Annotated in this window: 30 protein-coding genes; 19 read left to right on the top strand and 11 right to left on the bottom strand. The window is 64.5% G+C overall.

Annotated elements, in window-relative coordinates; translation table 11 throughout:
- Positions 1-13: 13 nt before the first annotated feature.
- Positions 14-709 carry a response regulator gene (locus IB232_RS09845; protein ID WP_192398323.1) on the top strand — a complete coding sequence of 232 codons (696 nt, stop codon included), beginning with the start codon at positions 14-16 and terminating at the stop codon, positions 707-709.
- A 7-nt stretch (positions 710-716) separates the two neighbouring features.
- Here the strand turns inward: IB232_RS09845 and IB232_RS09840 are convergent, their stop codons facing one another.
- Entirely contained in the window at positions 717-1,721 is a 1,005-nt protein-coding gene (locus IB232_RS09840; protein ID WP_192398322.1) for a patatin-like phospholipase family protein, read from the bottom strand.
- Between the two features lie 210 nt (positions 1,722-1,931).
- Between IB232_RS09840 and IB232_RS09835 the strand changes: the two genes are divergently transcribed.
- From IB232_RS09835 to IB232_RS09805, 7 genes are all read left to right on the top strand, one after another.
- On the top strand, positions 1,932-2,210 hold the full coding sequence (locus IB232_RS09835; protein ID WP_137973010.1) for a lipoprotein: 279 nt from the start codon (positions 1,932-1,934) through the stop codon (positions 2,208-2,210).
- Between the two features lies 1 nt (position 2,211).
- Positions 2,212-2,820, top strand: a complete 609-nt coding sequence (locus IB232_RS09830) for a flavin reductase family protein (protein WP_192398321.1) — start codon at positions 2,212-2,214, stop codon at positions 2,818-2,820.
- Between the two features lie 91 nt (positions 2,821-2,911).
- Complete coding sequence (locus IB232_RS09825) at positions 2,912-3,829, top strand: AAA family ATPase (RefSeq protein ID WP_192398320.1); 918 nt, start codon at positions 2,912-2,914, stop codon at positions 3,827-3,829.
- The gene (locus IB232_RS09820) at positions 3,829-4,788 is read left to right on the top strand and encodes a DUF58 domain-containing protein (RefSeq protein ID WP_192398319.1); all 960 of its coding nucleotides are present in this window, start codon (positions 3,829-3,831) and stop codon (positions 4,786-4,788) included. Before IB232_RS09825 ends, IB232_RS09820 begins: the two co-directional genes overlap by 1 nt.
- Positions 4,785-6,776, top strand: a complete 1,992-nt coding sequence (locus IB232_RS09815; protein WP_192398318.1) for a DUF3488 and DUF4129 domain-containing transglutaminase family protein — start codon at positions 4,785-4,787, stop codon at positions 6,774-6,776. Before IB232_RS09820 ends, IB232_RS09815 begins: the two co-directional genes overlap by 4 nt.
- Position 6,777: 1 nt before the next feature.
- Positions 6,778-7,557, top strand: coding sequence for a CHAD domain-containing protein (locus IB232_RS09810; protein WP_192398317.1), 780 nt, complete (start codon positions 6,778-6,780; stop codon positions 7,555-7,557).
- A 95-nt stretch (positions 7,558-7,652) separates the two neighbouring features.
- The gene (locus tag IB232_RS09805; protein WP_192398316.1) at positions 7,653-8,450 is read left to right on the top strand and encodes an acyl-CoA thioesterase; all 798 of its coding nucleotides are present in this window, start codon (positions 7,653-7,655) and stop codon (positions 8,448-8,450) included.
- Here IB232_RS09805 and IB232_RS09800 read toward each other — a convergent pair.
- Positions 8,447-9,256, bottom strand: a complete 810-nt coding sequence (locus IB232_RS09800) for a TatD family hydrolase (RefSeq protein ID WP_192398315.1) — start codon at positions 9,254-9,256, stop codon at positions 8,447-8,449. The genes IB232_RS09805 and IB232_RS09800 overlap by 4 nt on opposite strands.
- 216 nt (positions 9,257-9,472) lie before the next feature.
- Here IB232_RS09800 and IB232_RS09795 point away from each other — a divergent pair, with 216 nt between their 5' ends.
- Both IB232_RS09795 and IB232_RS09790 read left to right on the top strand, forming a co-directional pair.
- Entirely contained in the window at positions 9,473-10,891 is a 1,419-nt protein-coding gene (locus IB232_RS09795; RefSeq protein WP_192398314.1) for a transglycosylase SLT domain-containing protein, read from the top strand.
- Positions 10,892-10,998: 107 nt separating this feature from the next.
- Positions 10,999-11,433: a DoxX family protein gene (locus tag IB232_RS09790; RefSeq protein WP_192398313.1), complete on the top strand. Its 435-nt coding sequence runs from the start codon at positions 10,999-11,001 to the stop codon at positions 11,431-11,433.
- 45 nt (positions 11,434-11,478) lie between these two features.
- On the opposite strand, the gene IB232_RS09785 is transcribed toward IB232_RS09790, so the two are convergent.
- From IB232_RS09785 to thpR, 3 genes are all read right to left on the bottom strand, one after another.
- Positions 11,479-12,510: a lipase secretion chaperone gene (locus tag IB232_RS09785; protein WP_318652253.1), complete on the bottom strand. Its 1,032-nt coding sequence runs from the start codon at positions 12,508-12,510 to the stop codon at positions 11,479-11,481.
- Between the two features lie 55 nt (positions 12,511-12,565).
- Complete coding sequence (locus IB232_RS09780; protein ID WP_137973020.1) at positions 12,566-13,507, bottom strand: triacylglycerol lipase; 942 nt, start codon at positions 13,505-13,507, stop codon at positions 12,566-12,568.
- A 270-nt stretch (positions 13,508-13,777) separates the two neighbouring features.
- The gene (gene thpR / locus IB232_RS09775; RefSeq protein ID WP_192398312.1) at positions 13,778-14,275 is read right to left on the bottom strand and encodes an RNA 2',3'-cyclic phosphodiesterase; all 498 of its coding nucleotides are present in this window, start codon (positions 14,273-14,275) and stop codon (positions 13,778-13,780) included.
- Between the two features lie 166 nt (positions 14,276-14,441).
- Between thpR and IB232_RS09770 the strand changes: the two genes are divergently transcribed.
- Positions 14,442-14,753, top strand: coding sequence for a class I SAM-dependent methyltransferase (locus tag IB232_RS09770; protein WP_225592230.1), 312 nt, complete (start codon positions 14,442-14,444; stop codon positions 14,751-14,753).
- Here IB232_RS09770 and greB read toward each other — a convergent pair.
- The 3 genes from greB to IB232_RS09755 are packed head-to-tail and all read right to left on the bottom strand — an operon-like array spanning position 14,740 to position 18,468.
- Entirely contained in the window at positions 14,740-15,252 is a 513-nt protein-coding gene (gene greB / locus IB232_RS09765) for a transcription elongation factor GreB (protein ID WP_192398311.1), read from the bottom strand. The two genes, IB232_RS09770 and greB, sit on opposite strands and share 14 nt — an antisense overlap.
- A 40-nt stretch (positions 15,253-15,292) precedes the next feature.
- Positions 15,293-17,785 carry an ABC transporter permease gene (locus IB232_RS09760; RefSeq protein WP_192398310.1) on the bottom strand — a complete coding sequence of 831 codons (2,493 nt, stop codon included), beginning with the start codon at positions 17,783-17,785 and terminating at the stop codon, positions 15,293-15,295.
- The gene (locus IB232_RS09755; protein WP_192398309.1) at positions 17,785-18,468 is read right to left on the bottom strand and encodes an ABC transporter ATP-binding protein; all 684 of its coding nucleotides are present in this window, start codon (positions 18,466-18,468) and stop codon (positions 17,785-17,787) included. The genes IB232_RS09760 and IB232_RS09755 overlap by 1 nt, the downstream gene beginning before the upstream one ends.
- A 10-nt stretch (positions 18,469-18,478) precedes the next feature.
- On the opposite strand from IB232_RS09755, the gene IB232_RS09750 reads away from it, so the two are divergent.
- The 3 genes from IB232_RS09750 to IB232_RS09740 all read left to right on the top strand — a co-directional run bounded on the left by IB232_RS09750 (position 18,479) and on the right by IB232_RS09740 (position 20,450).
- Complete coding sequence (locus tag IB232_RS09750) at positions 18,479-19,084, top strand: arylesterase (RefSeq protein WP_192398308.1); 606 nt, start codon at positions 18,479-18,481, stop codon at positions 19,082-19,084.
- Positions 19,085-19,140: 56 nt separating this feature from the next.
- On the top strand, positions 19,141-19,422 hold the full coding sequence (locus tag IB232_RS09745) for a hypothetical protein (protein WP_192398307.1): 282 nt from the start codon (positions 19,141-19,143) through the stop codon (positions 19,420-19,422).
- Between the two features lie 74 nt (positions 19,423-19,496).
- Complete coding sequence (locus IB232_RS09740) at positions 19,497-20,450, top strand: L,D-transpeptidase family protein (protein WP_192398306.1); 954 nt, start codon at positions 19,497-19,499, stop codon at positions 20,448-20,450.
- A gap of 124 nt (positions 20,451-20,574) precedes the next feature.
- Here IB232_RS09740 and oprI read toward each other — a convergent pair whose 3' ends face one another.
- The gene (gene oprI, locus IB232_RS09735) at positions 20,575-20,826 is read right to left on the bottom strand and encodes an outer membrane lipoprotei OprI (RefSeq protein ID WP_003448337.1); all 252 of its coding nucleotides are present in this window, start codon (positions 20,824-20,826) and stop codon (positions 20,575-20,577) included.
- Between the two features lie 331 nt (positions 20,827-21,157).
- Here oprI and IB232_RS09730 point away from each other — a divergent pair, with 331 nt between their 5' ends.
- Positions 21,158-22,420 (top strand): hypothetical protein, encoded by a 1,263-nt coding sequence (locus IB232_RS09730; protein WP_192398305.1) that lies wholly within the window; start codon positions 21,158-21,160, stop codon positions 22,418-22,420.
- 20 nt (positions 22,421-22,440) lie between these two features.
- Positions 22,441-22,722 (top strand): GNAT family N-acetyltransferase, encoded by a 282-nt coding sequence (locus IB232_RS09725; protein WP_192398304.1) that lies wholly within the window; start codon positions 22,441-22,443, stop codon positions 22,720-22,722.
- Between the two features lie 57 nt (positions 22,723-22,779).
- Here IB232_RS09725 and IB232_RS09720 read toward each other — a convergent pair whose 3' ends face one another.
- Together IB232_RS09720 and IB232_RS09715 are read right to left on the bottom strand one after the other, a co-directional pair.
- Entirely contained in the window at positions 22,780-23,856 is a 1,077-nt protein-coding gene (locus tag IB232_RS09720) for a 3-deoxy-7-phosphoheptulonate synthase (protein ID WP_137973030.1), read from the bottom strand.
- Between the two features lie 121 nt (positions 23,857-23,977).
- Positions 23,978-24,397: a PilZ domain-containing protein gene (locus IB232_RS09715; RefSeq protein WP_192398303.1), complete on the bottom strand. Its 420-nt coding sequence runs from the start codon at positions 24,395-24,397 to the stop codon at positions 23,978-23,980.
- Positions 24,398-24,446: 49 nt separating this feature from the next.
- Here IB232_RS09715 and IB232_RS09710 point away from each other — a divergent pair, with 49 nt between their 5' ends.
- From IB232_RS09710 to IB232_RS09700, 3 genes are read left to right on the top strand one after another with little or no spacing between them, the layout of a single operon-like run.
- Positions 24,447-24,782 (top strand): thioredoxin, encoded by a 336-nt coding sequence (locus IB232_RS09710; RefSeq protein ID WP_318652252.1) that lies wholly within the window; start codon positions 24,447-24,449, stop codon positions 24,780-24,782.
- Positions 24,782-25,729 carry a putative 2-dehydropantoate 2-reductase gene (locus IB232_RS09705; protein WP_192398301.1) on the top strand — a complete coding sequence of 316 codons (948 nt, stop codon included), beginning with the start codon at positions 24,782-24,784 and terminating at the stop codon, positions 25,727-25,729. The genes IB232_RS09710 and IB232_RS09705 overlap by 1 nt, the downstream gene beginning before the upstream one ends.
- 7 nt (positions 25,730-25,736) lie before the next feature.
- On the top strand, positions 25,737-26,642 hold the full coding sequence (locus IB232_RS09700) for a 5'-nucleotidase (RefSeq protein WP_192398300.1): 906 nt from the start codon (positions 25,737-25,739) through the stop codon (positions 26,640-26,642).
- Positions 26,643-26,647 lie beyond the last annotated feature (5 nt).

Here is a 26,647-nt window from a genome sequence, read left to right as displayed (position 1 = left end):
ACGAGCCAAGACCATGAGCACTAATCTCTCGACCATCCTGGTTATCGACGACGAACCTCAGATCCGCAAATTCCTGCGCATCAGCCTCAGCGCCCACGGCTATCGAGTGCTGGAAGCCGGCAATGGCGGCGATGGCCTGGCCCAGGCCGCGCTGGAACGCCCGGACCTGGTGGTGCTCGACCTCGGCCTGCCGGACATGGACGGCCAGCAGATGCTGAGTGAACTGCGCGAGTGGTCGCAGGTGCCGGTACTGGTGCTCTCGGTCCGCGCCAGTGAGGGGGAGAAGGTCAAAGCGTTGGACAGTGGCGCCAACGACTACGTGACCAAACCCTTCGGCATCCAGGAATTCCTCGCCCGGGTGCGCGCGCTGCTGCGCCAGGGCAATGGCGGCGAACCCCAGGAAGCCTCGGCGCAGAGCGGCCCGTTGCAGGTGGATTTCGCCTATCGGCGGGTGACGCTGGAGGGCGTCGAGGTGGCGCTGACGCGCAAGGAGTACGCGGTGCTGGCAATGCTCGCGCGGCATCTGGGGCGGGTGGTGACCCAGCAACAGCTGCTCAAGGACATCTGGGGGCCGACCCATGTCGAGGACAGCCACTACCTGCGCGTGGTGGTCGGCCATCTGCGGCAGAAGCTCGGCGATGATCCGGCGGCGCCGCGCTTCATCGTCACCGAGGCGGGGGTCGGCTACCGCCTGCTCGAGTTGCAGTGACCACGCGTCACGCGTGGTCGCGCTCGTACTTGTCCAGGGTGTCGCTGGCGATCTGCCGGCCGAGCTGGATCAGCTCCGGTGCCTTGTGGAACTCGAAGAACCGGCAGACCCGCTTGGGCACGTTGATCAGGATGTCCGGCGGATAGCCGGCGATCTTGTACTGGGCCAGCGAGGTCTGCATCGTCTCGAAGCTCTGGTTGACTAGCTCCAGCAACGAGGCCGGGCCGACATTGCCGAGCACCCGGGAGTCGCTGGCCGACTTGGGGGCGGCTTCCTCCGTGGCCTTGGGCACGCGACTGTCGTCCAGCCAGGGGTTGGGCACCGCGGGCTCGGCCTGCAGTTCGTCTTCGTCCTCGTCGTCGCGCCGCAGGAACGGCAGCTTCGCGCTGATCGAGCCCATCAGCTGGTCGATCTTGCCCTTGATCGCCGCCGGCCGCTCGATCACCGGCAGGCTGTACTGCTTCTGGTTCAGGGCGTTGAGGTTTACCGCAACGATCAGGTCGCAGTGGCTGGAGACCACCGGCACGATCGGCAACGGGTTGAGCAGGCCGCCGTCGACCAGCATGCGCGAGCCCTGGATGACCGGGGTGAACAGGCTGGGGATGGCCGCCGAGGCACGCATGGCCTTGTGCAGGCAGCCTTCCTGGAACCAGATTTCCTGCTGGTTGGTGAGGTCGGTGGCGACGGCCGTGTAGGGAATGGCCAGTTGTTCGATGTCGATCTCGCCGACTATCTCGTGGATCTTGCCGAATACCTTCTCGCCGCGGATGGCACCGAGGCGGAAGCTGACGTCGAGCAGGCGCAGCACGTCCAGGTAGTCCAGGCTCTCCGTCCACTCGCGGTATTCGCTCAGCTTGCCGGCGGCGTAGATGCCACCGATCACCGCGCCCATGGAGCAGCCGGCGATACAGCCGATCTCGTAGCCGCGGGCTTCCAGTTCCTCGATCACGCCGATATGCGCATAACCCCGTGCGCCACCGGAGCCCAGTACCAGGGCCACTCTCTTGCTCATTGCCGATCTCCCCACCAATGCCGCGAACATACCCGCCCAAAGCGGTGGCGCCAAGCTGGCTTTTGTTGAACTGGTCGTGCAGGAGTCATGTGCAGGGACAGAATTGAACGGCTATTTTCGCGCGTCCGCACTAGAATCCAGACTCCTTGTGACAGGGCACTTTGCCGTTGCGCTGACGTCCAAGCCGGTTTCAGCATTCGGGAGAACATCATGCAAAAGACCATCCTCATCGCCTCGTTGCTGCTGGCCCTGACCGGTTGCGCGGCCAAGACCGCCTACCGCGACAGCTGCGCCAGCCAATCGAACGCCGCCTGGCGCGAACTGGACCTGGCCAAGGCCGAAGGTTTTGCCGGCACGGTCAGCTACTCCAAGGCACTGACGCTGCTGACCGGGGCCAAGACCTCGCAGCAGTTCGAGGGCTACGAGAGTTGCACCAAGAATGCCGAGAAGGCGCGCTTCTATATCCGCGAATCGCGCGCCGGGCGCTGAGATGCAGCTGGACTTCACCGCGCTGACTCCGCTGGAGGCCTATCGCTGGCTGGCCTCCACCGTCACCCCGCGGCCGATCGCCTGGGTTTCCACTCGCTCGCGGGAGGGCGTCGACAACCTGGCGCCATTCAGCTTCTTCCAGGTGATCAGCGACGAGCCGCCGACCCTGATGGTCAATGTCGGCAGCCGTGTCGACGGTAGCCTCAAGGACACCCTGCGCAATGCCCAGGAAACCGGCGAGCTGGTGATTCATCTGGTCGGTATGGCCCAGGCCGAAGCGATGAACGCCTCATCGGCCAGCCTGGCGCCTGGGCAGAGCGAGTTCCTGCACTGCGATATCGCTACCCAGCCGTCGCAGCGGGTTGCTCCGCCTAGGGTGCTGGGTGCACCGGTGGCCTTCGAGTGCCGGGTGGCGGAGATCCAGCCCTATCCACGGCAGGCGCCGAGCTGTCACCTGATCTTCGCCGAGGTGCTGCTGGCCCATATCGACGACGGAGTACTGGATACCAACGGGCGTATTGATCCCGCCAGGCTCGACCTGGTCGGCCGCCTCGCCGGCAGCGGCTATACCCACACTCGCGACATATTCCATCTGCAGCGCCCGGCCTGACTCGCCGCACAGTTTCATGAGCAACTGTTTCGCGGTGCTTTGCCCGGTCCGTGTTGACCAGTAGCATCGACGGATCGAACAGGAGCGAACGATGCGGACGAAACTGGATGCGGTGCTGCATGAGGTGAATCAGGTGCTGCTGGGCAAGGAACCGCAGGTGCGCCTGGCGCTGACCTGCCTGCTGGCCCGTGGACACTTGCTGATCGAAGACCTGCCTGGCATGGGCAAGACCACCCTCAGCCAGGCTCTGGCACGGGTGCTGGGATTGAGCTTCCAGCGCATCCAGTTCACCTCCGACCTGCTGCCCGGCGACATCCTCGGCACTTCGGTGTTCGACAAGGACAGCGGGCAGTTCGTCTTCCACCCCGGACCGATCTTCGCCGAACTGGTGCTGGCCGATGAGATCAACCGTGCCACGCCGAAGAGCCAGAGCGCGCTGCTGGAGGCGATGGAGGAGGGCCAGGTGACCATCGAGGGTGCGACTCGGCCGCTGCCGGAGCCGTTCTTCGTCATTGCCACGCAGAACCCGGTCAGCTCCGGCGGCACCTTCGCCTTGCCGGAGTCGCAGCTGGACCGTTTCCTCATGCGCCTGTCGCTGGGCTATCCGGCCAAGGCGGCGGAAAAGGCCCTGCTGCTGGGCGAGGCACGGCGCGAGCTGCTGCCGAAGCTGGAACCCTTGCTCGACCATAGCGAGCTGGCGGCGATCCAGGCCTTGATTCCTCAGGTGCGCGCCAGCGATGCCCTGGTCGACTACGTGCTGCGCCTGGTCGAGGCCACCCGCAGCGAGCCGCAGTTCGCCTGGGGCCTGTCGCCACGGGCCAGCCTGGCACTGCTGGCGGCGGCGCGTGCCTGGGCCTTCCTGGCCAATCGTGAGTACGTGATTCCCGAAGATGTGCAGGCTGTGCTGCCGGCGGTGGTCGGCCACCGTCTGCGCGAGCGCGCCGACCCCGCGGGACACGGCGGCGGTGCGCTAGTTCAGTGGCTGCTGCGCGAAGTTTCGGCGGTGTGATGCAGCCGATTTCGCTTAAGGCCCGCTGGCGGCGCTGGGTGGTACGGCGCATTCCGGCGGCGTCGCAGGTGCAGCTCAACCAGCGGCGCATTTTCATCATGCCCGATCGAGTGGGGGCCGCGTTTTCGCTCGCTCTGGTGCTGATGTTGTTGGCCGGCATCAACTATGAGAACAGTCTGGCCTATGGTCTGACCTTCCTGCTGGCGGCCGTATTCGTGGTCGCCATCCTGCATACCTATCGTAACTTTGCCGGCCTGATTCTTAAGGCCGGTGCCAGCGGGGCGGTATTCGCCGGCGAGCAAGCGCGTTTCAAGGTGCGCCTGGAAAGCGATGGCCACGCCCACCAGGCCGTTGGCCTTGGCTGGCCGCCGCAGCCATTGCAGATCATGGATGTCCCGGCCAATGGTCAGCGCGAGTGCGAGCTGAGCTTGCCAGCGATACGTCGTGGCTGGTTGCGCCCGGAGCGCATGCGGGTGGAGAGCCATTTTCCCCTCGGCATCCTGGTGGCCTGGAGCTGGGTCGATCTGGATCAGGCGGTGCTGGTCTATCCGCGCCCTCTGGAAGGCGATCTGCCCTTGGCCATCGGTGGTGGCGCTGATGAGGAAGATGAGGGTCGCAAGGCCGCGGGGCAGGGCGCGGATGACTATCAGGGGCTGCGCAGCTACCAGCCGGGTGACTCGAAACGCCGTCTGCACTGGAAGGCTTTCTCGCGGGGCCAGGGCCTGTTGGTCAAGGACTTCGCCGCACTAGCTGGGCGCGATCTGTGGCTGGATTTCCAAGCCCTAGGTGGCGAGGCCGAGGAGCGCCTATCGCGACTTTGCTACTGGGTCCTGCAGCTGGATGACCGCCAGCAGCCCTATGGCTTGCGCCTGCCGGGTGTGGAGCTGGCGCCAGACTTTGGTGAGCCCCATCGCGAAGCCTGCCTACGGGCCCTGGCGCTTTATGGTGAGCAGCCATGAATGCGATTCAACCGATTCCACGTATCGCCCTGACCTGGCTGCTGGTGGCCCAGGTGCTGGTGATACTGCCGCATTTGCTGCATCTGCCGCTGTGGATCATCGGTCTATGGCTGGCCTGCGCTGGTTGGCGGGTGCAGGTGTTCCGCATGCGTGCGCGCTTCCCCTCGGGGCTAGAGCGCGCAGGGTTGATGATCGCCACGGCGGCTGCGGTGTTCTTCTCCAGCGGCAGCCTGATCGGTCTGGATGGTGGTGTGCTGCTACTGGTGGCTGCGTTCATCCTCAAGCTAGTGGAGCTGCGTAGCCGGCGCGACGCCCTGCTACTGATCTTCCTTGGCTTCTTCGTGGTGGTCACCAGCTATCTGTTCGACGATGGCCTGCTGTCGGCGCTTTACAGCCTGCTGCCGGTCACGGCGCTGTTGGCGGCGCTGATCGGTATGCAGCAGAGCGGCCTGGCCGAGCGTCCGGCGGCCACCCTCAAGCTGGCGGTATCGATGATGCTGCAGGCAGTGCCCTTGATGTTGCTGTTGTTCCTGTTCTTCCCGCGCCTAGGGCCGCTGTGGAGCCTGCCTAATATGCAGAAGGGGCTGACCGGCCTGTCCGACAGCATGGCCCCTGCGGATGTGGCGGAGCTCAGTCGTTCCTCGGCCCTCGCATTTCGCGCTAGCTTCGAGGGCGAGGTTCCGCCACGAGTGGCACTCTATTGGCGTGCGCTTACGCTCGAGCAATTCGATGGGCGCCGCTGGTCGCAATCGCTGGCCGCCAGGCAACCAGAACCACCGAAATGGCAAAAGCAGGGCGAGCCAATCAGCTACAGCATTGTGATGCAGCCAAGTGGCCAGTCTTGGTTGTTTGCTCTGGATACGGGTATGACCACATTGCCGGGAGCCCGGCAGATGGCCGACTTCCATTTGGAAAGTGATCGTCCGGTATTCCAGAACCTGCTCTACCAAGTGCAATCCTGGCCTCAGGCCGTGCGTCAGCCCGAACTGCCTGCTGCCGCGGCGAAGAGGACCCTACAGTTGCCAAGAGAGGGGGACCCGCTTAGCCGTGAATGGGCGCAGCAGCTCAGAGGCGAACATGCCGATAGCCAAAGCCTGGTCGCGGCAGTGCTGCGGCACTTCAATCGCGAGCCCTACGGCTACACGTTGAAACCTCCGCCGGTTGGCTTCGACAGTATCGACGAGTTCCTCTTCCGGACGCGCAAGGGTTTCTGTGCCCACTACGCCGGGGCCATGGTCTTCGTTTTACGTGCTGCTGGTATCCCGGCACGGGTAGTAGCGGGTTATCAGGGCGGCGAATTGAATGCTGCCGGCAACTACCTGTCAGTACGCCAACTGGATGCCCATGCCTGGGTGGAGTACTGGCAAGAAGGAAGGGGCTGGGTCACCGTTGATCCCACGTTCCAGGTGGCACCGGAGCGTATCGAGCTAGGTGCGGATGAAGCGTTGTCCGACGACGAAGCATTCCTTGAGGACTCTCCGTTTTCGCCGCTGCATTATCGCGATATCGCCTGGCTCAATGAGCTGCGCTTGGGTTGGGATAGCATCAACTACAACTGGCAGCGCTGGGTGCTGGGTTATAAGACAGAGCAACAGCTCAGGTTGCTGCAGCGCTGGTTTGGCACTCTCGACTGGAGTTGCCTGGCAATAGCGCTGGTCGGTGGCGGCGGCATGCTGCTTGGCCTGCTGGCGCTTTGGCTGTTCAAGCCCTGGCAGCGCGAGCGTGATCCGCAGCAGCGGCTGTTGCAGCGCTATGAGGCCTTGCTGTTGAGGCACGGTGTGCGTCGCGACAAGGGAGAGGGTGTGCACGCTTTTGCTGCACGGGCGGCAGGGCTGATGCCGTTGCAGGCGCGGGCGATTTCCGCCTTTGCCCAAGCCTTCGAGGCTCAGCGCTATGCGGGACAGCCGCAGTCGACGGATCAACTGAAGGCTTTGCTACGCCGTCTGCGTCGCGAGTTGCCCTGGCGCCCGCTGCGAGGGCAGCACTGACATGGCCGGCTTCCAGCGTGAGCTGGCGCGGCAGGTCATTGTCCTGCATATCCGTATCTATGCCTGCGTGTCTGGGTTGCAGGCTGATAGCGACGACGAGGCCCTGCACGATCTGCGCATCGCCCTGCGCCGCTTGCGCAGCCTGTTGCGACCATTACGCAGCGAGAAACTGTGCGCAGCCTTGGAACAGGTCGCCGGAACCTTGGGCGATGCCAGTGGCCCGTTGCGCGATCTGGAGGTGCTGGCTAACGAGCTGGAGAAACAAAGCCTGCCGCTAGCTGCCCGGCGACGGCGAGCCCATCTGGCGCAAAGCTATGTCCGCCTGCTGGAGGGTCTGCCGTTAAAGCGTCTGCTGATCCTGCTCGACGACTGGTCCGAGGATCAGCGCCAGGCGCTGCGCCTAGGCGAGTGGCAGGCTCGGGGCAAGGCGGTGGCCAAGTACATGCGCAAGCAGGGCCGGCAACTGGCCGAGGCATTGCGCGACCCCGCGCATGACCGGCACCGTCTGCGCCTGCTGATCAAGCGCCTGCGGTATTGCAACGAGGCATGGCCGCAACATGCGGATCTGCCTTCCGCGGCGCTCAGGGCGTTGCGTTACGCGCAGAGCGCCCTTGGCGACTGGCACGATCACTGGCAATGGTTGCAGCGCCTGCATACCGAACCGGACCTGGCGCCCTGCGCCGAAGTCTGGCGCGAACGCCTGCAGCAGGCCGAGGCTGTCGCCGATCTGGCTTTGCAGGCGTTGCTGGAGCATTTCCCGGAAGCCCCGGCGCAGAGCTGAATGGCCGGCAATATCGCCGCTGAATTGGCCGCTCAGTCCCTCCCGCGGCGGCGCGCTTTTCTCTAAGCTTCAGTCTGTATGAAAGGAGATTGCGCATGACCTTCGCTGAACTGATCCACGCGGTGCATACCCATCCGCAGCACGTCGTCGTTCCCGGCCTGTGGGGGCAGGGCCGCGCCACCTTCGGCGGCCTGGTGGCGGCCATGGTCTACGAGGCGATGCGCCTCAAGGTACCGGCCGGGCGCCCGGTGCGCTCGCTGTCCATCACCTTCGTCGGCCCCATGCTGATGGGCGAGCCGGTGGCGTTCGAGGTGGAAGTGCTGCGTGAGGGCAAGTCGGTCAGTCAGGTGGTAGGGCGCGCGGTACAGAATGGCGCAGTGGTGGCCATGGCCCAGGGCAGCTTCGGCGCTTCGCGTGCCTCTGCCGTGCATGTGGAAGCCGAGGCGGCGCCAGCCATGAAGGCGGTGGAAGAATGCCCGGAGCTGCCGTATCTGGCCGGCGTCACCCCGGAGTTCACCCGCTTCCTGGCCATGCGCTGGGGCGAGGGCGGCATGCCCTTCACCAACAATCCGTCGCGCCATATGGGGGGCTGGGTGCGCCTGCGCAGCGACGTGAGCCACGACAAGGTCACCGAGGCCCACCTGCTGGCGCTGGTGGATGCCTGGCCGCCGGCGGTGCTGTCGCACCTGAGTACGCCAGTCCCCGGCAGCTCGCTGACCTGGACCATCGAGTTCGTGCACCCCATCCCCAGCCTTACCACCCATAACTGGTGCCTGTACCGGGCCGAGATCGAACACGCCCTCGATGGCTACGGCCACATCGCCGCGCGCCTGTGGACGCCCGATGGCCAGCTGCTGGCCCTGAGCCGGCAGACCACCACGGTATTCGACTAAGCCTCGATCTGCGGTAGCCCGAAGAAGGCTCTGGCCGCGGCTGTGCTGTGCGCTGCCAGGGCCTCCTGGCTCTCGCCGCGGTGCAGGGCCACCTCGCGCAGTACCTCGGTGAGGAAGGCCGGCTCGTTGTGCCCGCTCTTCGGCTTGGGCCGCAGGCTGCGTGGCAGCAGATAGGGCGCATCGCTTTCCAGCATCAGGCGTCCGGCCGGAATGTCGCGCATCAGCGGGTGCAGGTGGGTGCCGCGGCGCTCGTCGCAGATCCAGCCGGTGATGCCGACGTGCAGGTCCAGATCCAGGTAGCTGTACAGCGTCGCCTTCTCGCCGGTGAAACAGTGCACCACCGCAGCGGGCAGGCGGTCGCGGAATTGGCGGAGGATGGTGATGAGGCGCTCGCCGGCCTCGCGCTCATGCAGGAATACCGGCATCTGCAACTCCGCCGCTAGCGCCAGCTGTTCCTCCAGGGCTTTTTCTTGCTGCGGCCGTGGTGAGAAATCACGGTTGAAGTCCAGCCCGCATTCGCCCACGGCACGCACTGGCGCCTCTATCAGCAGGGCGCGCAGGTGGCGCGCGCTGTCGGCGTTCCATTGGCTGGCATCGTGGGGGTGCACACCTGCCGTACTGAACAGCTGCAGGCCGCTTTCATCCAGCTCCCGGCAGAAATTCAGCGCCTGTTCGCTTTCCTCCAGGCTGGTGCCGGTCAGCACCAATTGGCAAACGCCGGCTGCGCGGGCGCGAGCGAGTACCGCGTCACGCTCCCGAGCGAGGCTGGGGTGGGTCAGATTGACGCCGATGTCGATGAGTTGCATGGTGCTACCCTCACAAGCCGAGCGGGGCAGCATACCAGAGCCTTGCTTCCCGTAATAAAGCAAGTAATTACAGGTGGTTATGTATGCTTGTTAATGTTTATTACCAGCTCGGACTGGCGGATTGAAAGCCGCTGTGCCAACCTCCGCGGCCCTCGCGGCGGAACCATCTGTCGCCCGGCTGGGCCAAGCTTTGACCCGGTTTCACCCTGAGGCCCGATGACGCGAGCGTTGCTGTTCCTGCTCTGCTGCCTGGCAATTGTCCCGGCCCATGCTCGTCTGAGCGGCCTCGGGGGCAACCTGCCGCACGCGGGTAGCCAGCGCGACCTCGCTGAGATCCGCAAGAGTGGTGAGCTGCGTGTGCTAGTCAACCAGAGCCGCAACAGTTCCGCCGAAATCAAGGGCCAGGCCATCGGCCTCGAATACCAGCGCCTGCGTGCCTTCGGTCAGTACCTCAACCGCAATGCGCGCAATGGTCGTGACCTGCGTTTGAAGATCATCCCCAAGCCCAAGGATCAGCTGGTCGCCGCCCTGCAGAAGGGCGAGGGCGATCTGGTGGCCCCCGGCGAGCTGCTCGATGCCCACCCGGGGCTCGGCATCAGCGCCAGCGCGGCGATCCGCAGCGACGTGCCGCTGGTGGTGGTCGGTAATCGGCGTAACCGCCACTACAAGCATCTGCAGGACATGTCCGGGCGCAGCCTGACGCTGCCGGTCGGCAGCGCCGTCAGCGATGCCCTGCGCGAGGTCAATCAGCAGCTGGCCCAGCACAAGAGGCCGCCGATAGTGGTGGAGTGGGCCGACTCCAGCCTGGCCGTCGAGGATGTGCTGGAGATGGTCCAGGCCGGCATCTATCCCTGGACGGCAGTGGAGCTGCCGATCGCCGAGCGCTGGCAGAAGGTCATGCCGGGGCTGCGTATCGAACGGCAACTGGTAGTGGGCGAGAAGGGCGACATGAGCTGGTTCGTGCGCCGCGAGTCACCCATGCTGCGCGCCAGCGTCGATCGTTTTCTGGCCGGCTACCGGGCGCCGAGCGACCAGGATTCGGCGTTCCAGCGCGTCTATCGGCGCTCCTACAAGGTGCGCAACCCAATTGTGACCCGGGGCGACCGGCAACGCCTGGAGCGAGTACGCAGCGTGCTGCAGAAGCACGGCGAGAAGCAGGACCTGGATTGGTTGCAGCTGGCCGCCGTGGCCTACAAGGAATCCACCCTCAACCCGGCGGCGCGTGGTGCCTCGGGTGCCACCGGGCTGATGCAAATCACCCCGGCGGCGGCGCGCAGCGTGGGCGTCGGCAATATCCAGGCACTGGACAATAACGTGCTGGCCGCCACCCGCTATATGGCGCGCATCCGCCGCGAGTTCTTCTCCAGCCGGCAGATCGCCGAGGCCGAACGCATGGCCTTCGTCCTGGCCGCCTACAACATGGGGCCACAACGCGTGCAGGGGCTGCGCGCCGAGGCGCGGCGCCGCGGGTTGAACTCCAACCGCTGGTTCTTCCAGGTGGAACGGGTGGCCATGGAGCAGATGGGCATGGGGGTGGTCAGCTACGTCAACGCGGTTAACAAGTACTACCTTGCCTATGATCGGGAACGCTTTCTGCTGGAGCCGCAGAAACAAAAGCTCAGTAGCAGTAATTAATCGAATTATCTGATTCTTATAAGTGCAAATTTGCGCTTTCATGATCGTTAAATTCGAATAATATGTGCCTCACCAACTCAAACAACTCCTCCACAAGGAACTGGCACATGAACAAGCTGATCTCCACCCTGATGTCCTCCAACGCCGGCTACGGCATCACCCTGCTGCGCATCGTCACCGGCCTGACCTTCGCCGCCCACGGCGCGCAGAAGCTGTTCGGCTGGTTCGGTGGCTACGGCCTGGAAGGCGTCGCCCAGTGGATGGAAAGCATCGGCATCACCCCTGGCTACCTGATGGCCGCGCTGGCCGGTAGCGCCGAGTTCTTCGGCGGCCTGGCTCTGGTGGTCGGCCTGCTGGTTCGCCCGGCGGCAGTTTCCCTGCTGGTCTCCATGGTGGTTGCCGCGGTGACCGTGCACTGGGCCAACGGCTTCTTCATCACCAACAACGGCTTCGAGTACGCCATGATCCTTGGCCTGATCAGCGCCGTGCTGGTCATCGAAGGCGCCGGCAAGCTGTCCCTGGATCGCGCCATCGCTCGCTGATCCGACCGCCAGTAAAGAGGCCCGCCATTGCGGGCCTTTTTGCGTTCAGAGCTTTTTCTCCCGACTCTCGGCCAGTTGCTCGGCGGCTTCCAGGCGCAGGCGTTCGCGCTCGTCGAAGCGCTCAGCTGCCAGGCTGGCGATGGCGCTCTGCCTATCCGCTTCGCTGAGCCCGCTGTTGGCTTCGATGCGGGCCTTTTCCTGGCGATAGCCGTTGAGTCGCTGTTGCCACTGCTGGCGTTGCTGGTCCAGCGCCTCCAGGCGTGCGGTGGCTTCGGCGCCGACCAGCTGCAGGCGCAGCTGCTGGATCTGCGCCGGGCTGGCGCCTTCGGCCTGCAGGGCGGCGGTCTGCTGGCGCAGTTCGGCCTGCAGCTGCGGTACCACCATTTCCTGCAGCTCTTCCGGCAGGCCGGCACGCAGGCGGTCAATGGCCTCGGCTTTCTGCTGGTCGTTCAGCGATTGGTCGTGGCGGATTGCCAGGCGCTGCAGAGTGAACTGGTTGTAGGCCTCTTCCTGGGCGAAGAAGGCCTGGTGCGCCTCGGAGCTAAACAGACTGGCGCGTAGGTTCTGCACCGCCTGCTCACGCTGGCGCATGGCGTTCAGGCTGGCCATCTGCGGCAGGTCCTTCTCCAGTTGGATCAGTTGGCGTTTGTAGTCCAGATATTGCGCCAGCAAGGCCAGGGCCTGGCCTTCCGCCGGCTCGTCGAGCTGGCTGCGCACGTAGGCCTGCAGGCGCTCGATGCTGACCTTGATGCTCTCTTCGCCATAGGCGCTGAGGAAGTAATCGAAGATGCGTCGGATATCGATGCTGATCAGCAGATTGCCGTTGGCGTCGACGCGGAACTGACCGTCCACCTGGGTGCCGGCGAAGGAGGGGGGCAGCGGGGTAATACCGGCGGTCAGCGCCGGTGGCTGTTGGGCAGCCTGCTCCGGTTGTGGCGGCGCCAGCGGCGCGGGAGCCTCGGCGGGCGTTGGCGGCGCAGGCGGCTGGCCTTGTGGATCAAGCGGATTGAAGTAGAGGGTAGCGGCGACGCCCGCCCCGATCAGCAGGGGCACGGCCAATAGCAGTGGCTTGTTCACGGCGAGACTCGGCAGGAGAAAAACATCGGGGCCCGAGCGGGCCCCGATCGATGGCTCAGAGGCCGGCCAGCTTGAGGCGGTTGGCCTGCTGGCGGTACACGGTGACCGGGTCGGTCTCGAACAGGCTGGTCAGGCCGAAGGTCTGGTTGACCTCGTCGAGGTGGTTCATCCGGTAGTTGTCGCGGATCACTTTGCCCAGGTGCGAGCTGCAGCGGCCGACCAGGCCGTCGTTGGCCTCGTCGAAGGTCAGCGAGCTGGCGCCCATCAGAACGTCGCTGACGTCCAGGATGTTGGTCAGCGGGCTGGTGCCGCTCCACGAGTAGTAGCTGACGCCGTTGACCTTGTAGGCGCCTTCGCCGCAGGAGCTGGTCGGAATGCCCTGCGGGTACTTGGCGTTGAATGCCGCCGCGCCCTGGCTGTTGAGCGACTCGAGGGCGCCGAGGGCATTCTGCGGGGTGGTGCTGGGGCTGCCGGAGAGGAAGTTGATCAGTGCGCCCAGGCCGTTGACGATACCGGCGACCAGCGCCTCACCGGCCGAGCCCGGCGGAATCTGACGCAGGAAGTCGGCGGTGTCGGAGCCCTTGTGCGGTGCGCCGACACTGGTGACCGAGGCAATCAGGTCCGGACGGATGGCGGCGACGTAGCGGATGGTCGGGCCGCCATGGCTGTGGCCGACCAGATTGACCTTGCCCTTGCCGCTGATGGCGGCGATTTCTTCCACCTGATCGAGCAGCTCTTCGCCACGCAGCTCGGAGGTATTCAGTTGGCTGACTTCGGTGATGTAGACGCTGGCACCGTCCGAACGCAGGGACGACGGGATGCCGTACCAGTAATCGATGCCGAGGATGCTGTCGAAACCGAGCATGCCGTGGGTGAGCACGATCGGGTACTTGGTCTTGGTGTAGCCGGTGGAGCCGAACAGGCCGGCGTCGGCCTGGCCGGACAGCAGCAGGCTGCTTCCGACAAAGAGGGCGAGCAGAGTCTTCTTATTATTCATGGGGTGCTCTCGAACGGTGAGATAGGCAGTGATCCGTCCTTGCGTCAGCCACCCGCTTCCGTCCTGGATGCGGTACTGCAGCAGGAGCTGAAGGGCATGAACTGTGCCAATAAGGGCGTATTTAGAACAAAGGCTCTAAACGGGCGTTTGCGGCACAGGCCGCATGGCTCAAAGGTCGCCGCTTCGGTTAAGTATTGTTACCTAGGGAAACAGGCGCTCCCCCTCCAAGGGAGGGTGACCGCTGCCGGCAGCTCTGTCTGGGGTGGCGGGTCAGCCCAAGGGCCATGTGGCCAATGACCGATAGCGACCCTGCTCGGACCGGTACAGCACCAGCTCCTCCGCACGCCAGGCAAAGCGTGGCGAGCCGATCTGCACTGGCAGGCAACTATCGCGCGCCAGCGTCAGATGCGGACGGTAGGTGCGAGGCTCGCTGGCCAGTCCGGCTTCATCGAGTAAGCGCGCGAGGCCGCTGGCCAGCGCCAGCAGCCCGGCGGGCGGTTGGCTGGGTGCCAGGTGCAGCAGGCCGCCATGCCAGCAGTCGAGGTGGTCCAGCTGCAGGTCGAAGGCCAGGTCGCGCAATGGCAGTCGCGGCGGCAATGCTTCCAGTAGCGCCAGCGCGCGCTCGGGCAGATCGCCGAGAAAGGCCAGAGTCAGGTGCAGGTTGGCGCTCGGAACTGGTCGGCCCGAGATGGCCAGATGCGATCGCCAGGCGTCGATCTCCACGGCAATCGCGGGTGGACAGGGCAGGGCGAAGAACAGTCGCAGCATGAGCTTACCTTGACAGCCTTGGGCGGCATTTTTACGATCACACCTCATAGCGCCGATTTAAGAGCAACTTGCGGGGCGCTGCCCGGTTGGGCGAATACCGCTAAAGCGCTGGCCGGTGTCGCCTCTCACCGCAGTCCGGCAGGACTATGAGGCTGAGACTGCATCCATGAGCTGCCCGCGCACCCATCTGTATTTTTCCCCCTTGCCGCGTACCGCGGTCAATCGCCACCCGCATGTGCTGCTGGTCGGCAGCCATCAGCCGCGTCTGCTCAAGAGCCTCGAAGGCTGGCCCAAGCAGTGGTCCGGAGCACGCAATTTCCTGATCCGTTTCTCCGGCGCCAGCGCGCAGGATCTGGCACGTCTGCCGGCAGATGCCTTCGATCTGGTGGTGGTCGGCGTCGAGGCACAGCCGGTCAACGACGAGCTGATTGGCCAGTTGGTACGGGTCGCTCGCCAGGGCCTGATCAGCCTGCGCTGAGTGCCGGATAGTCGATGGCGGTGATGTAGAACTCCTGCTCGCCGCCGGGCGTCTGTACCCGCACCTCGGCATCCAGCGCCTTGCCCACCAGGGCGCGGGCCAGCGGCGAGTCGATGCTGATCAGCCCCAGCTTGAGGTCCAGCTCGTCGGGGCCGACGATGCGGTAGCGCGACTCGTTGCCGTCCTCGTCCTCCAGCGTCACCCAGGCGCCGAAGTACACCTTGTTCGGGTCAGCCGGCGGGGTGCTCACCACCTTCAGGTTTTCCAGGCGCTTGGTGAGGAAGCGCACACGGCTGTCGATCTCGCGCAGCATCTTCTTGCCGTAGATGTACTCGGCGTTCTCCGAGCGATCACCGAGGGCGGCGGCCTCGCTGACTGCCTGGGTCACCTGCGGCCGGCGTACGTGCCACAGTTCGTGCAGCTCGGCGCGCAGGCGCGCCTCGCCTTCGGGGGTGATCAGCGGGGTGCCTGCGGTGCGGGGTGGTCGATAGCGGCTCATGCTGTTCGCAAAGTCTGGAGGTCGGGCGATTCTAGCAAGCTCAGACTTCGCGCAGCACGGTCAGCGGCGAGGCGTTGAGGGCCCGCCGGGTGCCCCAGACGCCGGCGCCACCGACCAGCAAGGCGCCGATCACCGGCAACAGCAGCAACCACGGATGCGGCTGCCATTCCAGCTCCAACGCATAGCGGTACAGCAGGAAACTGGCCAGCTCGCAGCCAACGGCGGCCAGCAGACCGCTGCCGGCGCCGAGCAGACCGAACTCGGCGCGGCGGGCGCGCAGCAGCAGGCGTCGCTCTGCGCCGAGAGCCCGCAGCAGGGCGCCTTGGCGCAGGCGTTCATCGAGGGTGGCCTGCAGGCCGGCGAACAGCACGGTCAGGCCGGCCGCCAGGACGAACAGCAGCACATACTCAATCGCCAGGCTGACCTGGGCCATGATGCTGCGCAGTTGCTCCAGCAGCGCTTCGACCTGCAGCAAGGTGACGGCGGGAAACTCGCGCGACAGTTCGACCAGACGCTTCTCGCTCTGCGGCGGCAGGTAGAAGCTGGTCAGGTAGGTGGCGGGCAGGTCCTGCAGGGTATCGGGCTCGAAGATCATGTAGAAGTTCGGCTGGAAACTGTCCCACTTCACCTGGCGCAGGCTGGTGACCCGAGCCTGCTTCTCCATGCCGCCGACACTGAAGGTGAGCGCGTCACCCAGCTTGAGACCGAGGCTTTCCGCCAGCTCCGACTCCACCGACACACCAGGCTGCTCGCCCTCCGGCTGGGGCTGCCACCACTGGCCGTCCAGCAGCACATTGCCTGCGGGCAGCTCGGCCGCCCAGGTCAGGCTGAGGTCGCGCTGGATGGCGCGCTCGCCCTGGCTGTCCTTGCTGACGATGCCCTGCACCGGCTCGCCGTTGATCATGGTCAGGCGGCCGGCGACTATCGGGTAGAGCGGCGCGGGATGCGGCGACAGTTGGGCGAGGCGGGTGGCGAAGGCCTCGCGCTGGTCCGGCAGCACATTGAGGGCGAAGTGGTTGGGCGCTTCGGCCGGTAGCTGGTCCTTCCAGGTGTCGAGCAGCTCACCACGCAGTAGGGCGATCAGGCTCATGGCCAGCAGGATCAGGCCGAAGGCCAGCGATTGTCCGGCCGCCGCCAGCGGATGCCGCAGCAGCTGCCCCAGGCCCAGGCGCCAAGGCAGGGAGGCGCGGGCCAGCAGGCGGCGCAGGGCGTTCAGGCCGAACAGCAGGGCACCACCAAGCAGCAGAGTAGCAAGCAGGCCGCCGCCGAGCAGGCCCAGAGTGAGCTTCAGATCCAGGCTCAGGCGCCACATGATCATGCCCAGCGCTAACAGCGCGGCGCCGTAGACCAGCCAGGAGCTCGGCGGCACGGGGAGCAGATCGCGGCGCAGTACGCGCAGCGGCGGCACGCGGCCGAGTGCCGCCAGGGGCGGCAGGGCGAAGCCCGCCAGCGCCACCAGTCCGGTGGCCATCCCGGCCAGCGCCGGCAACAGTCCACCAGGCGGCACGCCAGGAGGCAGCAAGCCCTGCAGCAGCTTGAACAGCACCAGCTGGCCGACCCAGCCGACCAGGGCGCCAGCCAAGGCAGCGAGCAGGCCGAGCATGGCTAGCTGCAGGCCGAACAGGCTCAGTGCTTCGCGGCGCGAAAGGCCCAGGCAGCGCAGCAGTGCGCTGGCGTCGAAGCGGCGTGCGGCGAAACGGGCTGCCGAGAGCGCCACGGCGACGCCGGCCAGCAACACGGCTGCCAGGCTGGCCAGGTTCAGGTAGCGCTCGGCGCGACCCAGTGCGCCACCGATCTGCCGGTTGCCGTCGCGGGCGTCTTCTAGGCGCTGGTGGGCGGCCAGGCCCTTCTCGGTCTCTGCGCGATAGTTGGCCAGGATCGCGGTGTCGCCACGCCAGAGGTCGCGGTAGCGCACCCGGCTGCCTGGCTGGACCACGCCGGTGGAGGCCAAGTCGGCCAGGTTGATCAGTACTCGTGGGGTGAGACTATAGAAGTCGCCAGCGCGGTCGGGCTCGTGGGTCAGCACGCGGGTCAGGCGCAGTTGCCGGCTGCCGACTTCGATGCTCTGTCCGATCTTGAGGTCCAGCGCCGCGAACAGCCGTGCCTCGGCCCAGGCCTCGCCGGGCTGCGGGCCGCCTCCAGGCTGGTCGGCGGCATAGGGCTCGGCGGCGCTTTTCAGTTCGCCACGAAGTGGGTAGCCGCTGCCGGCGGCCTTGATGCTGGCCAGCTGAATGCCCTGCTCGCCGGCAATCACGCTGGCGAACTCGACCACCTGGGCGTGCTGCAGGCCCAGCTTGCGGCCGTCTTCGATCTGTTCGGGTGCGGCGGGTGCGCTGCCGTTCAGGACCAGATCTGCGCCGAGAAACTCGGTGGCGCGTAGCAGCATGGCGCCGTTAAGGCGGGCGCCGAAGTAACCGATGGCGGTGCTGGCGGCCACCGCCACCAGCAGGGCGAAGAACAGCACGCGGAGCTCGCCGGCGCGGGCATCGCGCAACAGCTGGCGCCAGGCGAGGACGAACAGGCGGGCGAACATCAGGGCTCCACGCTGTCGACCAGGCGGCCGGCTTCCAGGCGGATCAGGCGCCGGCAACGGTGGGCCAGACGCTCGTCATGGGTGACCAGGACCAGGGTGGTGCCGCGCTCCAGGTTCAGTTCGAAGAGCAGGTCGCTAATGCGCTCGCCGGTATGGCTGTCGAGGTTGCCGGTGGGTTCGTCGGCGAACAGGATCGCCGGCTCGGCGGCGAAGGCGCGGGCGATGGCCACACGCTGTTGTTCGCCTCCGGAGAGCTGGCGCGGGTAGTGACCGAAGCGCTGGCCCAGGCCGACTCTTTCCAGCAGTGAGGCGGCGCGCTGGCGTGCATCGCTGCGGCCTTCCAGCTCCAGCGGCAACATGACGTTTTCCAGGGCGTTGAGGTTGTCCAGCAGCTGGAAGGACTGGAAGACGAAACCGACATGCTCGGCACGGACCCGGGCCCGGCGGTCCTCATCCAGCGACTGCAGGGCATTGCCGGCCAGTTCGACTTCGCCGGCGCTGGGCAGGTCGAGGCCGGCCAGCAGGCCGAGGAGGGTGGATTTGCCGGAGCCGGAGCTGCCGACGATGGCCAGGCTGTCGCCGCGGGCGAGATCGAGGGAGAGATCGTGGAGGATGGCCAGCTCGCCTTCCGTGCTGGGAACCACTTTGCTAAGGTGCCGCGCAGTAAGAATGCTTGCGCTCATGGAGAGTCCGATGCGTGCATTGTGGATGAGCGGTGCGCTGACGCTGATGTTGTGGGCTCAGGGCGCACTGGCCGGCACCGTACTGGTCATCGGCGATAGTATCAGCGCCGCTCTGGGCCTGGATACACGCCAGGGCTGGGTGTCCCTGCTGCAGAACCGCCTGCAGGAGGGTGGTTTCGCGCACCGGGTGGTCAATGCGTCGATCAGTGGCGATACCAGCTCAGGCGGCCTGGCGCGCCTGCCGGCGCTGCTTTCACAACATCAGCCGCAGTTAGTGATCATCGAGCTCGGCGGCAACGATGGCCTGCGTGGCCAGCCCCCCGCGCAATTGCAACAGAATCTTGCTCGCATGGTGGATGTGTCCACCGCTGCGGGAGCAAAAGTGCTGCTGTTGGGTATGCGTCTGCCGCCGAACTATGGCCAGCGCTATACCGAGGCCTTCGCTCAGGTGTTCAGCGATGTGGCGGCGGATAAGCAGGTGCCTCTAGTGCCGTTTCTGCTCGAGGGCGTCGGCGGTGTGGCGGGCATGATGCAGGCCGACGGCATCCACCCGGCCGTAGTGGCCCAGCCGCAGATGCTGAAGAACGTCTGGCCGAAGCTGGAGCCGTTGCTCTGAGCCTTCCCCGGTTGCTGGCTTTCGGCTATCGTGGCGCCCCCGCCCCGGAGCCCTGAATGCCGCGTCCCGCCTGGTCCCTGTACGCCTACCAACTGATCGTGCCCGACGAGCAGCTCGATCTGTTCGCCTGCCGCGAGGCAAAGGTGCATCTGGTGGCCAAGCAGCTGGAGTTGGGCGGCTTCGCCGATCGCACCCTGTGTGGCGGTCTGTTGCCGGCGCTGCCGGTGATGCGCGATGTGGATAAGGCCGGTTTGCGTGACAAGCGCTTGTGTCCGACCTGCCGCGAGGCGCTGGAGGCCCAGCGCCGCGGTGAACGGCTGCTGTGGCCCGACGCCTGAACCCTCCCGGCCCGCTTGCGGCCGGTGTACAATCCCGAGTCTTTCCATCAGCCATTCTTGCCAAGGATTAACGGATGTTGTCGCGCGTTCCTGCCGTCGCCCTCACCAGCCTGATCGTGGCCGGCCCTGCTGCCGCCCTCGAGCTGCCCCTGCCGCCCCCGGGCGAAGATATCGTCGGCCAGATCCAGGTGGTCAAGGCCAAGTACGAGGACACCTTCGCCGACATCGCCACCTCCAGCGATCTGGGCTATCTGGAGATGGTCGCGGCCAACCCGGGAGTCGATCCCTGGCTGCCGGGCGAGGGCGCCGAGATCATCCTACCGACCCGCTATATCCTGCCGCCGGGCCCGCGCGAAGGCATCGTGATCAACCTGGCCGAGTACCGCATGTACTACTTCCCGAAAGGGCAGAACGTGGTGCACACCTTCCCACTGGGAATCGGTCGTGAAGGTTGGGGCTCGCCAATCGCGCATACCACCATTACCGCCAAGACGCCGAATCCGGGCTGGACGCCGCCGGCATCGATCCGTGCCGAGCACGCCGCCGATGGCGATCCGCTGCCAGCCTACGTGCCGCCAGGTCCGGATAACCCGCTGGGGCCGTTCAAGTTCACTCTCGGCACGCCGGGGTACCTGATCCACGGTTCCAACAAGAAGTTCGGTATTGGCATGCGCGTCAGCCACGGCTGCTTCCGCATGCTGAACAACAACGTGCTGGAACTGGCCAAGATGGCCCCGGTGGGGACTTCCGTACGCATCGTCAACGAGCCGTACAAGTTCGGTGTCAGTGGCGGCAAGGTCTATCTGGAGGCCCATGCGCCGCTGACCGACAGCGAAGCGCCGTCGGTAGTGGACAAGCACACTGCCGTGATCAATGCACTACTGAAGAACGACGCACTGGGCGGCAGCATGCGCCTGGACTGGGAGATGGTGCGTGAGGTAGTCGCGTCGGAAGATGGCATGCCGATCGAGATCGCCATACCTCAAGAGGCGGTGGCCAATCACGAGGCCACTCCGCTGGAGCTCTAGGTCGCGACTTCGAAGAGCCCGCCCGCAGCGATGCCGGCGGGTTTTTTGTTGTCGCGAGAAATCGCAGGCATTAAAAAAGCCGACCCGGCGAACCGGATCGGCTTCTTCAAAGCCTTGGCAAGAATTACTTGCGGCTGGCTTTTTCCAGCATACGCAGAGCGCGCTCGTTGGCTTCGTCAGCGGTCTGCTGAGCCTTCTGAGCAGCGGCCAGAGCCTCGTCGGCCTTGCGGTAGGCTTCGTCTGCACGAGCTTGAGCGCGGGCAGCGGCGTCTTCGGTAGCGGTCAGACGGGCTTCGGTTTCTTTGGATACGCTGCTGCAACCGGTGGCCAGAACGGCGGCCAGAGCCAGAGCAGAGAATTTCAGAACGTTGTTCATCGTGTTCCCCTTAAGGTGGACTTTCCATGAAAAGCAATTTCCCGAGCTCGGGAAATTAGCCGGGCTACATACTACCCATTACTTTTAGTAAGTAAACCGACCTGAAGCAAGTGAAGCAAAAAAAAGCCTGATCTGTTCAAGTTTTAATCTTTTCTGTTTAAAAAACATGCAGTTCGAGTGCTCGCAAGGAGGCTTGCAAATCCAATCCTCGACACTTTTAGTGGGGGCGTCTGTGCATTTCTGCCACATGGCGTCCGGGCGAGTGCAATTGATAATATGCGCTCGCCGTATCCGGCAGGATGCAATTCCGGACAATTCCAAGGACGTTAAGATGTCGAAACTCATCAAGTGGGGACTGTTGGCCATAGTGGCCGTAGCGATACTGATCAAGGCTTCGCTGTGGTTGTCGGTGCGTTCGATCATGAATGATGCGGTCGCTCAGATGTCTGCCTTCATGAACTTGAGTTACCAGGGCATCACTTCTTCCTTCGATGGCCGTGTTGGCGTCGAAGGCATCAAGGTCCACGTGCCGATGTTCAACGACGAGTTTCATATCGCCCACGCGGAACTCAAGTTCAAGGGTTTGATGGACCTGTTGTCGTTCAAGGAGCGTCTGGCCGAGGGCAAATTCCCCGAGCAGATGGCGGTAAATATCAAAGGGCTTACGCTCGATGTACATGGCCCTTTCATGGAGATGGTCCATCAGGCGCCGGAGCAATCCGATCTGGAGACCGCGCTGACCAGCGTGGCATGCGGCAGTAGCAGTCGCATCGGGGTCGATGAGCTGCTGGAAATGGGTTATCGCACTTTCGAAACCGACGCTCAGTTCTCGTACCTGTTCCAGCCTGGGGCGCAGACCCTGAGCTTCAACCTGGCTGCGGATATGCGCGACATGGGCGATTACCGTGTCAGCTTCTCCCTGGCCAACATGTCGGAGAAGCCGGGCGATCTACGGGTCAATCCGCCTCGAGTCTCCACCGTTACAGTGGAAATCAATGACAACCAGTACCAGCGCAAGGTCAGCAGCTACTGCGCCGGCAAGCTGGGCCAGTCGGATGAGGCTTATCTGCAGACTTCGCTGGAGCATCTGGACCAGTCGCTACGTGCTCAGCGCATCGCCCTGGATCCAGCACTGCTGGACTCGCTGAAGGCCTATTACAAGGATCCACAGGCGCTGCGCGTCGAACTGGCGCCGACCGAGGGCATGACCTGGGATGGCCTGCAGTTCTTCGAGGCCAAGGACGTGCTGGCCATGCTGCGTCCGGCCGTGCTGATCAATCAGCAGGCGGTGGAACCTCTGGCTTTTTCCTGGGTCGATCCCCAGGCGGCGCCGATTCCGGTGGCGAATGAGCTTGTGCGTGCGGAGGAGAATGAGCAGGTACAGGTTTCGCAGTACGAGTTTGTGAATGTGGAAAGCCTACCCAGCCATGCTGGCAAGCGGCTACAGTTCATTACTTATGACGGCACCTATTATCAGGGTGTGCTGCACAAGATCGAGAATGGCAAGGTGTTCCTCAGCGTGCAGATGGGCACCGGGTCGGCCGAGATGTTTCTTCGTCTTGAAAAGATCGATAAGGTAAGGGTTCTGTTCTAGAGCCCCATTGAGGAGATGAAATGAGCCAAGGGTTGTCCATCCACCATGACCAGGCGGGTCATCAGTTCGAGGCCGTCATCAACGGCCACCGCGCCTATCTGGCCTATATGGATCTGGGCAAACAGACGCTCGACATCTACCGTACCTTCGTGCCGAACGCCCTGCGCGGGCGCGGCATTGCCGCGGCGCTGACCGAACAGGCACTGGAGTACGCCGAGTCCATGGGCTACACGGTGATTCCGTCCTGCTCCTATGTGGAGCGCTACCTCGAGCGCCGCCAGCGCCAGCAGCTCAAGCACTGAGTCGCTTTCCAAATAAAAACGCCGGGCATTGCCCGGCGTTTTTGTTTCTGCGGAAGATCAGCCGCGCTGGCGCTTGGGCAGTACATCCTTGAGCTTGGCGTGCATGCTGCGCAGGGTCTTCTCGGTCGTGTCCCAGTCGATGCAGGCGTCGGTGATGGAGACGCCGTACTTCAGATCGCCCAGATCTTTCGGGATCGACTGGCTACCCCAGCCCAGATGGCTTTCCACCATCAGGCCAACGATCGAGTTGTTGCCTTCGAGAATCTGGTTGGCCACGTTCTCCATGACCAGCGGCTGCAAGGCCGGGTCCTTGTTGGAGTTGGCGTGGCTGCAGTCGACCATGATGTTCGCGCTGATCTTGGCCTTGGCCAATTCCTGCTCGCAGATGGCGACGCTGACCGAGTCATAGTTGGGCTTGCCATTACCGCCGCGTAGCACGACATGGCCGTAGGCGTTGCCCTTGGTAGTGACGATGGATACGCCGCCTTCCTGGTTGATGCCGAGGAAACGGTGCGGGCTGGAAACGGACTGCAGGGCGTTGATTGCCACAGTCAGGCCGCCGTCAGTGCCGTTCTTGAAGCCCACAGCCGAGGACAGGCCCGAGGCCATCTCGCGGTGGGTCTGGGATTCGGTGGTGCGAGCGCCAATGGCCGACCAGCTGATCAGGTCCTGCAGGTACTGCGGAGAGATCGGGTCGAGCGCCTCGGTGGCGGTCGGCAGGCCCATTTCCGCCAGGTCGCGCAGCAGCTGACGGCCGATGTGCAGGCCATCCTGGATCTTGAACGAGTCATCCAGGTAGGGGTCGTTGATCAGGCCTTTCCAGCCGACCGTGGTGCGCGGCTTCTCGAAGTACACGCGCATGACCAGGAACAGGCTGTCGGAAACCTCCGCGGCCAACACTTTGAGGCGCTCGGCGTACTCATGGGCGGCCTTGATATCGTGGATGGAGCAGGGGCCGACCACCACGAACAGGCGATGATCCTTGCCGTCGAGAATGTCGCGAACGACCTGTCGACCGTTGGCAACGGTGCGCTGGGCGGCTTCGGTGAGAGGGATTTCGCGCTTGAGCTGCGCCGGGGTGATCAGGGTTTCATTGGACGAAACGTTAAGATCGTCAATTGGTAAATCAGCCATCGTGGTACTCGTCAGGTCACGGGAGCCGAGCGCCTCTTCAGGCGAAATCATGGGGCGCAGCGGGGGACAGGCACCTTAACGCTTTCCAGGCCGCCTAGACAATGGGCGGAACCGCTCGGTATCAGTGGATTTGCGTGCTGGGGAACTCGGCGGCGTGCAGGGCTATCCATTCACGGGCGACGGTTTCCACCTCCAGCGGTGAGCCCAGTTCCTGCTCGCGCTGATGACGATAATGCTCGATCTGGCAGACCTGCTCGACCATGCGGGCGCGGAACAATGTGTCTTCATCGATGAAGGCGATGCCCACCAGATAGTTCTCCGCCTGCTTGCGGCACCAGGCTACCACCCCGGAATAGCGGGCCTGTTCGCCCAGCACCGGGATACGCAACTCCACGGCCGTGCCCTTGCGGAAGCCCTTGCTGGAATTGCACGCCACCCCGCCCAGGCTGATATTGTTCAGCCTCTGTCGTGGTAGGAAGGCATGCTTGCGCTGGACCAGTTCCACTGGCATGTCGCTCGGGTGACGCAGAAAACGACGCATTGTGACCACTCCGGATGCCATCCATTTGACATCACACGTGAACAGTATAGTGCCCAGCCTGGAGCTAACCGATTTTGATGCAGACCGCCAGTTGCTGGATCTGCCGGGGAGCTCCCTGCTGATATTTACCAGCATAGGTTGTGCCAGTTGCCGCTGGGCCCGTCACGCACTGCCTGGTATGGGGCTTCCTATCGAGCGCCTGTGCTGGGTGGACGCGGGCCATAACGGCGGCTTGGTCCAACGTTATGGCGTTTTCCACCTGCCAAGCCTGTTTCTCATTCGTGACGGCCAATTCTTTGGCAGTTTGCAATCCCAGCTCAATCCGACCGGGCTTTCTGCAGTGCTGGAGCAGGCGCTGGGTCGTCAACCCGAGGAGTTACCCTGATGCCGGATCCGCAACGCCCACGCATCGGCATCGTTGGTACCGGTGCCATTGGCGGCTTCTACGGCCTGATGCTGGCCCGCGCCGGTCATGATGTGCATTTTCTGCTGCGCAGCGAATATGCCGCGGTCGTGGAGCAGGGGCTGCGGCTGAACAGCGCCGTGCATGGCCAGCTGCATCTGCGGCCAGTGCAAGCCTGGAGCAGCGCAGCCGACATGCCGGCCTGCGATTGGTTGCTGGTGGGAGCCAAGACCACCAGTAATGCGGAGTTGGCTCCTGTCATCGCCCAGCTGGCCGGGCCAGGCGCCAAGGTGGTCCTGCTGCAGAATGGTTTGGCCGTCGAGGAGCTGCTGCGACCTCTGCTGCCGGACTCGCTGCATCTGCTTGGCGGGCTGTGCTTTATCTGTACCCATCGCGCTGCGCCAGGGGTGATCGAGCATCAATCCCTGGGTGCGGTAAACCTAGGCTATCACTCGGGCCCGGCGGATTCGATCGAAGCCCGGCAGGCATTGGTCGAGGAGGGCGCCGAGCTGTTTCGTTCGGCCGGCCTGGAATCCACCGCCATGGTCGACCTGCAGCAGGCGCGCTGGCAGAAGCTGGTGTGGAACGTGCCCTACAACGGCCTCTCCGTGCTGCTGGATGCCGGCACCACCCGCCTTATGGCCAGCGCCGACAGCCGCGAGCTGATCCTGGACCTGATGCAGGAAGTGGTGCAGGGCGCCGCGGCTTGCGGCCATGTCCTGCCGGAGGGCTACGCGCAGAAGCTGCTGGCGGTGACAGAGCGCATGCCGGACTATTTGCCCAGCATGTACCACGACTTCAAGCACAAGCGCCCGCTGGAGCTGCAGGCCATCTACGCCGCGCCTCTGGCGGCTGCCGCGGCAGCGGGCTGTGAACTGCCGAAAATGCGCATGCTGCACCAGGCATTGCGCTTCCTCGACGCGAGCTGAGACCACTATGGGCAAGGGACTGGGTGACAAACTGGTATTGGCGATCTCCTCGCGTGCGCTGTTCGATCTGCGCGAGAGTCACCGCATCTACGAAAGCGAAGGCGTCGAAGCCTATCGCCAATACCAGATTGACCATGAGGATGAAATCCTCGCCCCCGGCGATGCCTTCCCGCTGGTGGAGAAACTGCTGAGTCTGAACGGCAACCTGGGCCAGGCGCGGGTCGAGGTGATACTGGTGTCGCGCAACAGTGCCGATACGGGGCTGCGCATCTTCAATTCCATCACTCATCACGGCCTGGGCATTTCCCGTGCGGCGTTCGTTGGTGGTCGCAGTCCTTACCCCTATCTGGCGGCATTTGGCAGCCATCTGTTCCTCTCCACTCATGCCGAGGATGTGCGCGGCGCGCTGGGCGCTGGTTTCGCCGCCGCCACCATTCTCTCCGGTGGTCCGCGCCGTGCGGCGAGTACCGAGCTGCGCATCGCCTTCGATGGCGATGCCGTGCTGTTCTCCGACGAGTCCGAGCGGGTCTACCAGCAGGCTGGGCTGGAGGCGTTCCAGCAGCACGAGAAGGATTCGGCTCGCGAGTTGCTCGGCGGTGGGCCGTTCAAGCCTTTCCTGGCGGCGCTGAATCGCCTGCAGCGCGAGTTTCCCGAGGAGCAGTGTCCGATTCGCACCGCGCTGGTCACTGCGCGCTCGGCGCCAGCCCACGAGCGGGTGATCCGCACCCTGCGCAACTGGGACATCCGTCTGGATGAGTCGCTGTTCCTCGGCGGCCTCGACAAATCGGCCTTCCTTGAGGCCTTCGCCGCCGACGTGTTCTTCGACGACCAGACCGGCCATTGCGAGCGTGCCAGCCAGGTAGTCGCCACTGGCCACGTACCGCATGGCGTGAGCAACGAACTGCAACCCTGACGCTG

This window comes from Pseudomonas sp. PDM15 (genome assembly GCF_014851565.1).
Classification (GTDB): Bacteria; Pseudomonadota; Gammaproteobacteria; order Pseudomonadales; family Pseudomonadaceae; genus Aquipseudomonas.
The sequence above is the reverse complement of the archived record's forward strand: the minus strand, read 5'-3'. Positions and strand labels throughout refer to the sequence as shown.

Coding starts and splice junctions, on each gene's coding strand:
- IB232_RS09845 (WP_192398323.1), top strand. CDS start 14: ATGAGCACTAATCTCTCGACCATCCTGGTTATCGACGACGAACCTCAG.
- IB232_RS09840 (WP_192398322.1), bottom strand. CDS start 1,721: ATGAGCAAGAGAGTGGCCCTGGTACTGGGCTCCGGTGGCGCACGGGGT.
- IB232_RS09835 (WP_137973010.1), top strand. CDS start 1,932: ATGCAAAAGACCATCCTCATCGCCTCGTTGCTGCTGGCCCTGACCGGT.
- IB232_RS09830 (WP_192398321.1), top strand. CDS start 2,212: ATGCAGCTGGACTTCACCGCGCTGACTCCGCTGGAGGCCTATCGCTGG.
- IB232_RS09825 (WP_192398320.1), top strand. CDS start 2,912: ATGCGGACGAAACTGGATGCGGTGCTGCATGAGGTGAATCAGGTGCTG.
- IB232_RS09820 (WP_192398319.1), top strand. CDS start 3,829: ATGCAGCCGATTTCGCTTAAGGCCCGCTGGCGGCGCTGGGTGGTACGG.
- IB232_RS09815 (WP_192398318.1), top strand. CDS start 4,785: ATGAATGCGATTCAACCGATTCCACGTATCGCCCTGACCTGGCTGCTG.
- IB232_RS09810 (WP_192398317.1), top strand. CDS start 6,778: ATGGCCGGCTTCCAGCGTGAGCTGGCGCGGCAGGTCATTGTCCTGCAT.
- IB232_RS09805 (WP_192398316.1), top strand. CDS start 7,653: ATGACCTTCGCTGAACTGATCCACGCGGTGCATACCCATCCGCAGCAC.
- IB232_RS09800 (WP_192398315.1), bottom strand. CDS start 9,256: ATGCAACTCATCGACATCGGCGTCAATCTGACCCACCCCAGCCTCGCT.
- IB232_RS09795 (WP_192398314.1), top strand. CDS start 9,473: ATGACGCGAGCGTTGCTGTTCCTGCTCTGCTGCCTGGCAATTGTCCCG.
- IB232_RS09790 (WP_192398313.1), top strand. CDS start 10,999: ATGAACAAGCTGATCTCCACCCTGATGTCCTCCAACGCCGGCTACGGC.
- IB232_RS09780 (WP_137973020.1), bottom strand. CDS start 13,507: ATGAATAATAAGAAGACTCTGCTCGCCCTCTTTGTCGGAAGCAGCCTG.
- thpR (WP_192398312.1), bottom strand. CDS start 14,275: ATGCTGCGACTGTTCTTCGCCCTGCCCTGTCCACCCGCGATTGCCGTG.
- IB232_RS09770 (WP_225592230.1), top strand. CDS start 14,442: ATGAGCTGCCCGCGCACCCATCTGTATTTTTCCCCCTTGCCGCGTACC.
- greB (WP_192398311.1), bottom strand. CDS start 15,252: ATGAGCCGCTATCGACCACCCCGCACCGCAGGCACCCCGCTGATCACC.
- IB232_RS09760 (WP_192398310.1), bottom strand. CDS start 17,785: ATGTTCGCCCGCCTGTTCGTCCTCGCCTGGCGCCAGCTGTTGCGCGAT.
- IB232_RS09755 (WP_192398309.1), bottom strand. CDS start 18,468: ATGAGCGCAAGCATTCTTACTGCGCGGCACCTTAGCAAAGTGGTTCCC.
- IB232_RS09750 (WP_192398308.1), top strand. CDS start 18,479: ATGCGTGCATTGTGGATGAGCGGTGCGCTGACGCTGATGTTGTGGGCT.
- IB232_RS09745 (WP_192398307.1), top strand. CDS start 19,141: ATGCCGCGTCCCGCCTGGTCCCTGTACGCCTACCAACTGATCGTGCCC.
- IB232_RS09740 (WP_192398306.1), top strand. CDS start 19,497: ATGTTGTCGCGCGTTCCTGCCGTCGCCCTCACCAGCCTGATCGTGGCC.
- oprI (WP_003448337.1), bottom strand. CDS start 20,826: ATGAACAACGTTCTGAAATTCTCTGCTCTGGCTCTGGCCGCCGTTCTG.
- IB232_RS09730 (WP_192398305.1), top strand. CDS start 21,158: ATGTCGAAACTCATCAAGTGGGGACTGTTGGCCATAGTGGCCGTAGCG.
- IB232_RS09725 (WP_192398304.1), top strand. CDS start 22,441: ATGAGCCAAGGGTTGTCCATCCACCATGACCAGGCGGGTCATCAGTTC.
- IB232_RS09720 (WP_137973030.1), bottom strand. CDS start 23,856: ATGGCTGATTTACCAATTGACGATCTTAACGTTTCGTCCAATGAAACC.
- IB232_RS09715 (WP_192398303.1), bottom strand. CDS start 24,397: ATGCGTCGTTTTCTGCGTCACCCGAGCGACATGCCAGTGGAACTGGTC.
- IB232_RS09705 (WP_192398301.1), top strand. CDS start 24,782: ATGCCGGATCCGCAACGCCCACGCATCGGCATCGTTGGTACCGGTGCC.
- IB232_RS09700 (WP_192398300.1), top strand. CDS start 25,737: ATGGGCAAGGGACTGGGTGACAAACTGGTATTGGCGATCTCCTCGCGT.